Source organism: Arenibacter lacus (genome assembly GCF_008711145.1).
GTDB classification, from domain to species: domain Bacteria; phylum Bacteroidota; class Bacteroidia; order Flavobacteriales; family Flavobacteriaceae; genus Arenibacter; species Arenibacter amylolyticus.
Genome location: NZ_VVIN01000006.1, coordinates 68,679 through 81,596 on the forward strand (window position 1 = coordinate 68,679; position 12,918 = coordinate 81,596).

The following is a 12,918-nucleotide window of genomic DNA, read 5'->3' on the forward strand; positions in this document are numbered from 1 at the left end:
TCTTAAAAACCTACGGCGGTATCATCGCCCCTATGGTCTGCGCCACCTTCTAACCTGCCGTCCGGCAATACCATAATGGCATCTACTTTTCCAATAATTGGAGTGCGTTCTTCATTTATGATATATCCTTTTTCTTTTAGTTCTTGCACTAAATCTGGGGAGAAACCGTTAGGTTCAAAAACCACATTATCTGGCATCCATTGGTGATGAAATCGGGGTGCGTCTACCGCGGCCTGCATGCCCATATTAAATTCGTATCCATTAAGGATGGTCTGTGCCACCGCAGTAATTATGGTAGACCCGCCTGGGGTGCCTACTACCATCCATAACTTGCCTTCTTTTTCTACAATAGTAGGGGTCATGCTACTCAGCATTCTTTTTTCTGGCATAATGCTATTGGCCTCCGCACCAATGAGTCCAAACATATTGGGAACGCCTGGTTTGGCACTAAAATCGTCCATTTCATTATTTAGGAAAAACCCAAGTTCATCCGAAAATAATTTGGAACCATAGCCACCATTTATGGTAGTGGTTGCCGAAACTGCATTGCCAAAAGAATCTATAATGGAGTAGTGGGTAGTCTCATCACTTTCCACGATAGCAACCTCACCATGGGAAACTTCGGAGGATTTGGTTGCCTTTTCAAAAGTAAAATTAGCCATTCGTTGCTGTAAGTAACTATCGCTCAATAATTCCGCCATGGGAATCTCTACAAAATCTGGGTCGCCCAAATGGTAATTCCTATCGGCATAGGCCCTTCTGGAGGCCTCTGTAAATAGCTGGATAGTCTTGGCAGAATTATGGCCAAACTTGGAGATTTCGTACGGCTCCATCATCTTTAGGATTTGCTGCATGGTAAAACCCCCACTACTGGGCGGACTCATGGAGATGATTTTTAAATCTTTATAGGTAAATGCAAGCGGATCTCTCCACTTGGCTTCGTACCTGGCTAAATCTTCCATTGTGATAAAACCACCCTTACTTTGAATAAAAGCACTTAGTTTTTCGGCTACCTCTCCCTTGTAGAATCCGTCTTTCCCTTCTTCTGCAATTTTTCTCAAGGTGCTGGCCAACGCCTTGTACTTTATAGTGTCTCCTTGTTTAAAAGGATGGGCAAAAAAGGTGCTGTCGCCATTTACTTCAATAAAGAGATCCCGGTAACTCGCTAATCGGGCTTCTTGTTTTTTGGTGACTACTACGCCTCTTTCCGCTAAGGCGATAACTGGCTCTAGTAAATTCTTTAATGGCAGGGATCCAAATTTTGTATGTACCGCCATTACCCCAGCTACCGTCCCTGGCACTCCCACGGCCGTGGCACCTAAGGTGCTCATATTAGGGATAACATTCCCAACAGAATCTAGATACATGTCCTTATGTGCAGATAAGGGGGCTTTTTCCCGATAGTCTAGTCCACCAAATGCACCGTCGGACATTCTATACACCATAAATCCGCCTCCACCAATATTCCCGGCAAAAGGGTAGGCTACCGCAAGTGCCAATTCTGTAGCTACCATTGCATCAAAAGCATTTCCTCCTTTTTCCAGAATATCCGATCCAATTTTGGAAGCTTCTTCACGGGCAGATACCACCATGGCCTTCTCTGTAACCAATCCGGTAGGTGCGGGAACACTTTTTTTACAGGAAACGAAAGCAATGAACAGTAAAACGATAATAATTCGATGTAGTTTCATAGACGGTAAATAGTTATGTTTCTTTATTTAAATTTTTGTTTTGGTCAAGGAGATATACTCCTCCCTTGCATGGGCTTTTAGCTCCGAAAAAAATTCGGTAAATTCGTTTTCAAATTGGGCGTAATGCTTCTTTAAGTCCACAATGGCCATATTCATTCTGGATTTATTCTGGGTACGACGGTTTATTCCTTTTAAAACTGCGTCTATACCGGCTAGCTTGGAATAATTTAATAGCCAGTCATCAGTAATCATATGTGGCATCATCCGTCGTACTCTTAAAGGTAAAATCTCGTAATTATCCTCTAAAATACTATAAAAATTTGCAGTGTAATCGGCAAGCGGAACGTCTGAATAATTCGCCCAGTTTTTTGCCAAAAAGTGATCGTAATAAATGTCCACGATTACCCCGCTATAGTGACTGTAATGGGGGTGTAGACGTCTGGTGCTCTTCCTAAAGATGGGATGGGCATCCGTAAAACTATCAATAGATCTATGGAGCACAATTCCCTGCTGAACTCTTTGGGGCAAATGTTTGTAGTTATTTCCCCGAATACTGTCGGCTATAAAATTTCCGATAGTAATTTCGTCATCATTATGGGAGAGATATATATGTGCTAAAAAATTCATTTAAGCAAAAGAAAGTTATAATGAACGAATTTACAACATAGGTCCATAAGAATTAAACCTAACCAATTATATTTGTATAAACTTATACTTGTAAAAATGACATTAATTAAATCCATTTCAGGAATCCGAGGTACCATCGGAGGAAAACCTGGAGACAATTTAACACCTATAGACGCAGTAAAATTTGCCGCTGCTTACGGAATTTGGTTAAAAGACTATTCTAAAAAGGATAAGCTGAAGGTAGTGATAGGAAGGGATGCCCGATTATCGGGTGAAATGATCCAAAATTTAGTGGTATCTACCCTGGTAGGGCTGGGGATAGATGTGGTAGATTTAGATCTTTCTACTACTCCTACCGTAGAAATAGCGGTTCCCCTAGAAAATGCGGATGGCGGAATTATTCTTACCGCGAGCCACAATCCTAAGCAATGGAACGCGCTTAAGCTGTTAAATGAAAAGGGAGAGTTTTTGGATGCCAAGCAAGGTGCTAAGATATTGGAAATTGCAGAGGAAGAAGCGTTTGAGTTTGCAGGGGTCGATGACTTGGGGGCTATTACCCGAAACGATTCCTATATTGATATCCATATAGACGAAGTTTTAAATCTTTCCCTGGTTGATGCAGACGTCATTAAAGCCGCTAAATTTAAAGTGGTGGTAGACGGTGTAAATTCTACGGGAGGAATTGCCATACCAAAACTCTTAAGGGAGTTAGGGGTAGAGGTGGTAGAGCTTTATTGCGAACCTACAGGGCATTTTCCGCATAACCCAGAGCCACTAAAGGAACATTTAGGGGATATTTGCGACCTAGTAGTAAAGGAGAAAGCAGATTTTGGGGTTGTTGTAGATCCAGATGTAGATAGATTAGCATTTATTACCAATGAAGGGGAGATGTTTGGAGAAGAATATACGCTAGTTGCCTGTGCAGATTATGTGCTGAGTAAAACAAAGGGTAATACGGTCTCTAACCTATCGTCTAGTAGAGCCCTACGAGATATTACAGAAAAGCATGGGGGTACCTATGAGGCTTCCGCTGTGGGGGAAGTAAATGTAGTTTCTTTGATGAAAAAGAACAAGGCCGTAATTGGTGGTGAGGGTAATGGCGGTATTATCTATCCTGAGAGTCATTACGGAAGGGATTCCCTTGTTGGGACCGCACTATTCTTGATGCTAATGGCAGAAAGAGGGGGTACGGTAAGTGAACTTAGGGCCAGTTACCCAAGTTACTATATGAGTAAGAAAAAGATTGAATTAACCCCAGGATTGGATGTTGATGGAATTTTAACTGCTATGGCCGAGAAATATAAGGAAGAGGATATTTCCACCATTGATGGAGTTAAAATTGATTTTCCTGAGAATTGGGTGCATTTGCGAAAATCTAATACCGAACCCATTATTAGAATCTACACCGAAGCTAAGAGTCAGCCCGAAGCGGATTCCCTTGCTGATAAGATCATAGGGGAAATCAAAGAAGTTGCGGGACTTTAAGGGACCTAATAATATAATATACCGTAGTGAAATAAAAGGTGTTGGTTTACTCCAGCACCTTTATTTTGCTCCTAAATTCTTAAAAGATTAAAATGAGGATAAAACTAACTAGAATACTTCTATTTATTTGTGGAGCGTTGCTGGTGGCTATTGGTCAGGTAAATGCACAAACGGACACCCTGAGGATAATGAGTTTTAATATTCTTCATGGAGCAACGGTTAAAAACGATTTTAACTTAGACACCCTTGCAGGGGTCATTCGCAGTTATAACCCTCATTTGGTTGCCCTACAGGAGGTAGATTTTAAGACTAATAGAGCAAAAGCGTACGATCTGCCTACTGAATTGGGATATAGAACCCAAATGGCCTCCCTGTTTGGGCGTGCTATGTATTATGACGGAGGGGAATATGGCGAAGGAATACTTTCTCAATATAGTTTCCTAGAAACAGAAAATTATGCCTTGCCCCATTTGCCAAATTCTGAACCTAGAGCGGCCCTAATTGCCAAAGTGAAAACCGCACAAGGCAATATTATTCAATTTGTTGCAACTCATTTAGATCATCAAAAAGATGCTGCGGATAGGGTAATGCAAGCAAAAGCCTTGGTAGAAAAACTTAAGGGATCCCCTTATCCTACAGTGCTGGCTGGGGATTTAAATGCCGAAACTAAGGACCAGTCTATAAAATTACTGCTTAAAGAATTTACCAAACCAAATATACCTGAGGCAAATTTGCCTACCTGGCCTTCAGATAATCCACGTATTAGCATAGACCATATTTTGTACAATTTGCCCTCCAAGTGGAAGGTGACAGACTACCAAGTGCTTTGTGAAAATTATGCTTCAGATCATTGTATAGTTATGGCTACCCTGGTCTTTACTCCTTAGTTATGGAAAGCTTTTGTTGTAGGTAATTATTGCGAATTAGTTTGGCGGTCTGGTGTGCCCCGGTATGGCGCTAACTAAGGGGTATAAAGGGCTTATGATTTTGTTTTCCAGCCTTGCCCCTTCCAGCCTTGTGGAATAAAGCAACAAAGACCCTAATGTACACCTCCATAAAGCTTCCCTATTTTGCAAAACGAGTAATTCCATGTAGATACCAAACATTTTATCCCAAAAATTCAAGGGGTTGCAATAGTTAGTATTCATACATAACGGATATCAGGCTTGGTTTAAACTATAGTGGGAGGGAGAAAGAATAATATTTTTATTAAGTCTAAGGTTCCCTATTTCGTCATCCCCTCTTTTATTATAGTCAATAAACGTTGTTGGAAAAAGGTGATAGGGGTTGTCCCCAGTAGAATACACACCAGGGTCCTAAAGGTGTTTCCCTAGGGAGCTTCCATTAAAAAAAAAAAGGATATGTGTAACTATCTAATTACTAGTTGTTTTAAGTTGTTCGCTTCTGGAAAAAGTAACTAGCTAAACTGGGCAGGAACCTTATCCCGGTGCTTCCATCTTCTATGAGTCCATAGGTAGTAAGCCGGATTTTCCCTTATCTGTTCTTCGGTAAGTTTTAGGAACTGTTCGGTTATTTCGTGCTCGCCGGTATTTTTTCCAGATAGGGTAATAGGGATAACTTCTGCTTCGTAAAACCCCCTTTTTACTTTTGATACTTTTAAAAACACCACTGCAAGGTCTAGTTTTCTAGCTAGCGCTTCCGCACCGTTGTAGATGGGGACTTTTATACCCATAAACTCACTCCAATAGTTGGCTCTGTGTGCTTGTGGGGATTGGTCGCTTACCATACCATAAATGGCTCTAACTCCTTTTCGCTCGTTGTAAAGTACAGTTTTTGGGGTTTCACTGGTGGTAATAGGGACTGTGTTCCATTTTGCTCTAATCTTTCTTACCAATCGGTCAAAATAAGGATTCCCTATCTTTTGATATACCGCGTACCCTTTTGCGTCTATATAGTTGTTAATGCTAACGTTCCATTCCCAGTTGGCATAATGGGAACACACTGCTAAAACACTTTTCTCTGCCAAAATCTCCTGTAGCAATTCTATATTGGTAACGTGATATCGTTGCTTTACCTTTTTTTTGGAAATGGTCATGGTTTTCACCATTTCCAAGAACATATCGCACATATGGTGGTAGAAGTCCTTTCTAATCTGTAAGAGCTCCTTTCTGTCCATTTTTGGGAAAACAAGAGATAGGTTGTTTAATACCACCTGCTTGCGATATCCTGCTATATGGTAGACCAGAAAAAAAACCACATCGGAAAACGCATAAAAGAGTCGGTATGGAAGGATGGAAATAATCCAAAGAATGGGATAAACCAATAGAAAAACAAGAAGCTGCATGCAAAGTGGATTAGGCTAAATATAATTATATTTGGCGTCAAAGATAATCCATTTTAAATATGAATGACATCCATTTAGCTACTATTGCCATCATTGGCATTAACATAGTAACCTCCCTAAAGGGTTTTAATGACTCCCATTTTTTTGAACGCTATAAGTTTGGAGTGGGGGCCATACAAGCAGGACAGAAGGATAGGATGTTAACTTCAGGATTTTTGCACGTAGACTATTCTCATTTGTTCTTCAATATGTTTACGCTTTTTTTCTTTGCTCCGGTAGTCATTGATTGGTTTGGGCCAGGGAAATTTTTAATCCTATATTTCATTAGCCTTGTGGCAGGTAATCTTTTGGCCTTGTTTTTCCATAAGAAAGAACCTTATTATAGCGCCGTGGGTGCTAGTGGGGCTGTTACTGGTATTCTTTACGCTGCTATCTTATTAGAGCCGGGAATGCGGTTGGGAATTATGTTTATTCCAATTCCTTTACCTGCCTATGTATTGGGGATACTTTATTTGTTCTACTCCATATACGGAATGAAAACCAGATTGGGAAATATTGGGCATACGGCACATTTTGGAGGCGCTATTGGAGGCTTCCTAACTACTTTGTTGTTTAAGCCAGATCTGTTTATTACGGATACCTGGGTGGTAATTTTATTGGCCATCCCCATTTTGATTCTTTTTGTGCTTGGAAAATTGGATAAGCTCTAAAATAAAAAGAGGTCTTTAGTTCCTTTTTAAGGGAGTTAAAAACCTCTTACTTATTTATACTACAAATTCTTAATCAAGCAACTCGGAAATCTTCTCTTCCAAAGCAGGACCGCGTAGGTTTTTCGCAATAATCACTCCATTTTCATCCAGGATGAAAGTAGCAGGAATTGCATCTACGTTATAAAGCTTAGCGATGGCATCGTCAAAGTAATCCAAGCTAGAAATATGGTTCCAAGTTAGGTTGTCATCAGCAATGGCTTTCTTCCAATCTTCTTCCTTACGGTCTAGAGAAACACCAATGATATTTAAACCTTTCTCGTGGTACTTGTTGTAAACCCTTACTACATTTGGATTTTCTACCCTACAAGGCTTGCACCATGCGGCCCAGAAATCTATAATTGTTACCTTGCCCATAGCTTCCTTAAGGGAAATTTCACCGCCTTCAGGGGTAGGTCCCGAAAAATCTGGGGCTACAGAACCAATAGCTGTGCTCTTGCCTTTTTCTTCCCTAGCTTTTGCCGCAGCCAAACTTTTAGCAAGCTGTTTGCCAGGAGCCGTTTCCTTGATCTCTGAGGTAAGTGCATCATACATTTCCTGAGCTTCCGAACTCTCTATAATTCTTCCGTTTAGAACTTTGTCTATTAACAATGCAGAGATAAGTCCGTTTGGATGATCCTTAATAAACTGTAATTCAAATTTCTTATACTCTTCCTGTAGTTCGCCAAACTCGTCTTGAAGCGACTTTATAGTTGCTTCCTCCTTGTTCATGCTAGCCTGCTGTAAATCTCTTTGAATGGACATGGCCTTGTCAGATATGGCTCTTGACTCATCTAAATATTTAAAGAATATGTCGTTTTGAGTTGTTCCCTTCACCTCCGCAAAATTTAGGCTATCCTTGTGGGCCGTTAATTCAATGGTCCCATTTTCGGCCACTAGAGGCGTATATCCCTGTACCTGATCTATAAAAACATAGATTAAATCTGGGGAGTTAGCAGCACCGCTAACACTAAACTTCCCATTTTTAACAGTGGTAGAGTCAATATCATAGGGTTGATTGCTTTCGTTTATTTTCCGTATAAATACTTGGGTGCCGTCCGCAACGTCTCCAGACAACGAGCCGTTTAAGACATAGCCGTCCTGTTTATCGCTGCAAGCAACCAGACCGACTACTACGGAAAGGGATAATAATAATTTCTTCATTGTTTAAAATTTTAATTGGGGGTAAATGTACTTATATATATGATAAATAAAAAAAGCTAAAAGTACCCCTTGGTGCTTTTGGCTTTTTTATGTGGATGATTGCTTCTTCAATTAAAATTGGTAGCGAATGCCCAAGGCTATATCGAAATCGAAGTTGTTGGAGAAATTCTTATAACCCAACACGCCAATTTCTGGTCTAAAATCTAAGGATATCAATAGGGGAATGTCAAAATTGTACTCCACACCAATATCTCCAGCAGCAAAAATGAAGAGTCCGCCATCTGGGGTGTAGGGCTCTTTGCCGCCTTCAGTCCTAGTAACAAAATCTACACTACCTAAACCTCCACCAGCACCGTAATACCAGTTGAAGTTCCCGTCTATAGGAAAAATCCATTGGTAGAGTCCGGATACTTTAAAGGCATTGAAATAGCGACTATCCCGCCATCCTAGGTTGGCTTCCAATCTGTTGTACTGGAAAAGTGATTTTTGATAGGAAATCTCAGCACCAAAACCATCACTATCCCCTAGACGAAGACCTATGGAATGATCCGATATTTCCTGCGCACTAAGAGAGTACCAAGAGCAACTCACCAACAAAAGAAATAATTTAAAGATTTTCATGGAGTTCTAAATTTGAGTATAGTTAAAAATGAAAAATTCATGCTCACCGTCAAACAATAAAGTCCTATTTTAGTGGCCAAAATTGTTTTGAGCTTTATTTAAGTATGCTAAATTATATAAAAGATCAATTAGAAGGGGAGTTGTTTGTAGATAAATTAACAACTACTTTATATGCCACAGATGCCTCGGTTTATAGAAAGTTGCCAATGGCCGTTGCCTACCCTAAAAATGAGGCCGATATTAAGAAGTTGATTTTATTCGCCAACGAACATCAAATTGGCCTTATACCCAGAACAGCAGGTACTTCCTTGGCAGGCCAATGTGTAGGAGAGGGGATTGTAGTAGACGTATCCAAACACCTTACTGGAATTGTATCCTTGGATACGGATAAGAAACAGGTTACCGTGCAACCTGGAGTAATTAGGGACGAGTTAAATCAGTACCTAGCGCCTTATGGCCTGTTTTTTGGCCCTAATACCTCTACCTCCAATCGATGTATGATAGGGGGAATGGTAGGGAATAACTCTTCAGGTACTACCTCCATACAGTACGGGGTAACCCGTGATAAGGTAGTGTCCATGACCACCTTACTTTCCGATGGGAGCAAGGTAACGTTTAACACGCTCTCCCAAAATGCATTTTTAGGGAAGTTGGAGTTAGAAACTTTGGAGGGGGATATTTACCGAAACCTTCATAAGGAGCTTATGGATAAGGAGATACAGGCAGAAATAGTAGCCGAATTCCCAAAACCACAAATTCATAGGCGTAACACGGGATATGCCGTAGATGAGTTGCTTAAAAGCAATGTTTTTGGGCAAGAAGGTGAAGGGTTAAATCTTTGTAAACTATTGAGCGGTAGCGAAGGTACTTTGGCTTTTACTACAGAAATAGTCTTGCAATTGGACGATTTACCCCCTAAGCTTTCTGCCATGGTGGTTACCCATTATAAAACCTTGGAGGATTGTTTAAGTGATGTGGCCCCGCTTATGGCGCATAACCTCCATACCTGTGAGATGATGGATAAGGTTATTTTGGATTGTACCAAAAACAACCGTACCCAATTGGAAAATCGCTTTTTTGTGGTTGGGGACCCCGCTGCACTTTTAATGTTAGAGGTGAAGTCCGATACTGAGGAGGATTTGGAGCTACAGTTGCAACAATTACTAAAAACCATATCAAATGCTGGACGAAGCTATGCACATCCAGTATTGAAAAATGATGATATTAACAAAGCCATAGAACTGAGAAAGGCGGGTCTAGGGCTATTGGGGAATATTGTGGGAGACCGCAAGGCAGTGGCCTGTATAGAGGATACTGCCGTAGCCTTGGAAGATCTTAAGGATTTTATTGGGGAGTTCTCCCAAATAATGAAGGACTATGACCAAGAGGCGGTGTATTATGCACACGCAGGGGCTGGTGAATTACACCTTAGGCCTATCCTGAACCTTAAGAAGTCTGAAGATGTGGTCCTTTTTAGGTCCATTACTACGGATGTGGCTAAACTCACCAAAAAATACAAAGGATCTTTTAGCGGGGAACATGGAGATGGTATAGTTCGCGCCGAGTTTATCCCTCTGATGATCGGTGATAAAAACTACGAACTATTAAAGCGCGTAAAAAGTTATTTTGATCCCAAAAATATATTCAATCCCGGTAAAATCGTGGATGCCTATCCTATGGATGAGTCCCTGCGATACGAAGTAGATAGGGAAGAACCGGAGATTGAGACGCTAATGGATTTCTCGGACAGTGAGGGGATATTGAAAGCGGCTGAGAAATGTAATGGTAGTGGGGATTGTAGAAAAACCCACCACATGCCAGGTGCCATGTGCCCCAGTTACCATGCCACCAAGAACGAAAAAGACACCACGAGAGGTCGGGCCAATGCCTTGCGCGAATTCCTGACCACTTCGGAGAAGCCCAATAAATTTGATAATGCCGAATTAAAAGAGGTGTTTGACTTATGCCTAAGTTGTAAGGCTTGTTCCAGTGAATGTCCTAGTAACGTAGATGTGGCCACCCTAAAGGCAGAATTTCTCTATCAATATCAGGAAGAGAATGGATATCCGCTACGTGCAAAACTGTTTGCCTATAATACGGCCCTCAATAGGATGGGGAGTACTATTGCCGGACTCACCAATGCGATCTATGATTCCAAGATATTTGGAGGGTTGTTGAAAAAATCTTTGGGGGTAGCAGCAGAAAGAAGTCTGCCCAAAGTGCATAAAGTAGATTTTGGCGCCTTGCTGCAAGCATCGCAAGCAAAGAATCCCAAAACCAAATCTAAAGTAGTCCTTTATATAGATGAGTTCACCCAATTTTTGGATGTGGATTTGGGCAAGGACGCCATTGAAGTCCTTACCCGACTAGGATATGAAGTGCAACTTTTCCTAGCGGAGAGTGGCCGTACCTTTATTTCTAAAGGGTTTTTAAAGCAGGCAAAAGAACTGGCCGTAAAAAATGTAGCGCATTTAATAGAGTTTGCAAATCAAGGACTTCCCGTATTGGGACTAGAGCCTTCAGCCATTTTAACTTTTAGGGATGAGTATAAGCGCTTTGGGATTAATAGTGAAAAGATGGAGGCTATTGCCAAAAACGCCTATCTCATAGAAGAGTTCTTAGCCCAGGAGATATCGAAAGGGGTGTTGACCGCCAGTGCGTTTACCTCCGAAAAGAGAACGGTTAAAATACATAACCATTGTCATCAGAAGTCTATTTCTAACCAGAAAGTAACCTTTGATTTGCTGAACCTACCCGAGAATTATAGCGTTTCCATTATTAATTCCGGTTGTTGTGGTATGGCTGGTTCTTTTGGTTACGAAAAGGAACACTATGAGGTAAGTATGCAGGTAGGAGAGCTAAAGCTGTTCCCTGCAGTGCGTAAAACTAGCGAAGAGGTAATCATTGCGGCTAATGGAACTAGTTGTAGGCATCAGATCTATGACGGAACCAAAAGAAAGGCATTGCACCCCATTAGTATTATTAAGGAGGCCTTACTGGACTAGATGTTGGGTAAGGGAACCAGGATTCATAATAAACAAGAAGGAAATTTATATAATTAGTATTTTAGGTCAATAAGGGCAACATCCATTTTTCTATCTCTTTTTTAAGATTTACCTTTGGATGTTTATGCCCACGCAGGGCCTATAAGTAATAAAAACAAATAGCTTTACACAGGATATGGCAGGAAATACTTTTGGCACTCTTTTTAAATTGACAACTTTTGGAGAATCTCATGGCGTAGCTATAGGTGGCGTTCTAGATGGTTGTCCAGCAGGTATTGAATTGGACTTGGAGGCTATTCAAGTAGATTTAAATAGACGTAAGCCAGGGCAGTCGGCCATAGTTACCCAACGTAAAGAGCCCGATACAGTGGAGTTCTATTCCGGTTTGTTTGAAGGGAAGACTACAGGAACCCCCATTGGCTTTGCCATTCATAACACCAATCAAAAATCCAAAGACTATTCACATATAAAAGATAGTTACCGACCTTCACATGCCGACTATGTGTACGACCAAAAATATGGTTTTAGAGACTATCGTGGTGGAGGAAGGAGTTCTGCTAGGGAAACAGCCAGTAGGGTAGTGGCCGGTGCCATTGCCAAACAGTTTCTTGGGGATATGAAGATCCACGCCTACGTTTCTCAAGTGGGCGAATTAAAACTGGATAAATCCTATCAGGAATTGGACTTCAATTTAATAGAGTCTAACCCCGTACGTTGCCCGGATCAGGAAACCGCGGCAAGAATGGAAGATTATATCAAGCAAATAAAAAAGCAGGGAGATACCATTGGGGGCGTAATTAGCTGTGTGATACAAAATGTTCCCGTAGGTCTCGGGGAACCGGTTTTTGATAAGCTCCATGCCGACTTAGGGAAGGCGATGTTATCTATTAATGCTGTAAAAGGATTTGAGTACGGCAGTGGTTTTGAGGGGGTAAAAATGAAAGGAAGTGAGCATAACGACCAGTTTAATACGGACGGGAGCACCAAGACCAATTATAGTGGAGGTATTCAGGGAGGTATTAGCAACGGAATGGATATCTACTTTAATATTGCCTTTAAACCGGTAGCAACGGTAATCCAAGCATATGAAACCATAGACAAAGAGGGGAATAAAGTGACCACACAAGGTAAAGGTAGGCACGATCCCTGTGTAGTGCCACGTGCAGTACCCATTGTAGAGGCCATGGCGGCGTTGGTGATGGCTGACTTTTCGTTGCTTAATCGGACTATAAAATTATAACTCCTTATTTTTTGGTGCTTTGTAATTCATTATA

10 protein-coding genes are annotated in these 12,918 nt (G+C 41.1%); 5 read left to right on the plus strand and 5 right to left on the minus strand.

Annotated elements, in window-relative coordinates; translation table 11 throughout:
* Positions 1–2: 2 nt before the first annotated feature.
* Positions 3–1,691, minus strand: coding sequence for a gamma-glutamyltransferase (gene ggt, locus F1E73_RS03925; RefSeq protein WP_150451145.1), 1,689 nt, complete (start codon positions 1,689–1,691; stop codon positions 3–5).
* 27 nt (positions 1,692–1,718) lie between these two features.
* Complete coding sequence (locus tag F1E73_RS03930) at positions 1,719–2,318, minus strand: acyl carrier protein phosphodiesterase (protein ID WP_150451146.1); 600 nt, start codon at positions 2,316–2,318, stop codon at positions 1,719–1,721.
* A gap of 96 nt (positions 2,319–2,414) precedes the next feature.
* On the opposite strand from F1E73_RS03930, the gene glmM reads away from it, so the two are divergent.
* On the plus strand, positions 2,415–3,803 hold the full coding sequence (glmM, locus tag F1E73_RS03935; RefSeq protein ID WP_086476901.1) for a phosphoglucosamine mutase: 1,389 nt from the start codon (positions 2,415–2,417) through the stop codon (positions 3,801–3,803).
* A 92-nt stretch (positions 3,804–3,895) separates the two neighbouring features.
* Positions 3,896–4,690, plus strand: coding sequence for an endonuclease/exonuclease/phosphatase family protein (locus F1E73_RS03940; protein WP_086476900.1), 795 nt, complete (start codon positions 3,896–3,898; stop codon positions 4,688–4,690).
* Positions 4,691–5,220: 530 nt separating this feature from the next.
* On the opposite strand, the gene F1E73_RS03945 is transcribed toward F1E73_RS03940, so the two are convergent.
* Positions 5,221–6,108: a lysophospholipid acyltransferase family protein gene (locus F1E73_RS03945; RefSeq protein WP_150451147.1), complete on the minus strand. Its 888-nt coding sequence runs from the start codon at positions 6,106–6,108 to the stop codon at positions 5,221–5,223.
* A gap of 59 nt (positions 6,109–6,167) precedes the next feature.
* On the opposite strand from F1E73_RS03945, the gene F1E73_RS03950 reads away from it, so the two are divergent.
* A complete protein-coding gene (locus F1E73_RS03950; protein ID WP_150451148.1) occupies positions 6,168–6,818 on the plus strand; it encodes a rhomboid family intramembrane serine protease in 651 nt (216 codons plus the stop codon).
* A 69-nt stretch (positions 6,819–6,887) separates the two neighbouring features.
* On the opposite strand, the gene F1E73_RS03955 is transcribed toward F1E73_RS03950, so the two are convergent.
* Both F1E73_RS03955 and F1E73_RS03960 read right to left on the minus strand, forming a co-directional pair.
* A complete protein-coding gene (locus F1E73_RS03955) occupies positions 6,888–8,018 on the minus strand; it encodes a TlpA disulfide reductase family protein (RefSeq protein ID WP_086476897.1) in 1,131 nt (376 codons plus the stop codon).
* A gap of 111 nt (positions 8,019–8,129) precedes the next feature.
* Entirely contained in the window at positions 8,130–8,639 is a 510-nt protein-coding gene (locus F1E73_RS03960; protein WP_086476896.1) for a hypothetical protein, read from the minus strand.
* A 104-nt stretch (positions 8,640–8,743) separates the two neighbouring features.
* On the opposite strand from F1E73_RS03960, the gene F1E73_RS03965 reads away from it, so the two are divergent.
* Both F1E73_RS03965 and aroC read left to right on the plus strand, forming a co-directional pair.
* Entirely contained in the window at positions 8,744–11,644 is a 2,901-nt protein-coding gene (locus tag F1E73_RS03965) for an FAD-binding and (Fe-S)-binding domain-containing protein (protein WP_150451149.1), read from the plus strand.
* A 175-nt stretch (positions 11,645–11,819) separates the two neighbouring features.
* Positions 11,820–12,884 (plus strand): chorismate synthase, encoded by a 1,065-nt coding sequence (gene aroC / locus F1E73_RS03970; RefSeq protein ID WP_086476894.1) that lies wholly within the window; start codon positions 11,820–11,822, stop codon positions 12,882–12,884.
* Positions 12,885–12,918: the final 34 nt, after the last annotated feature.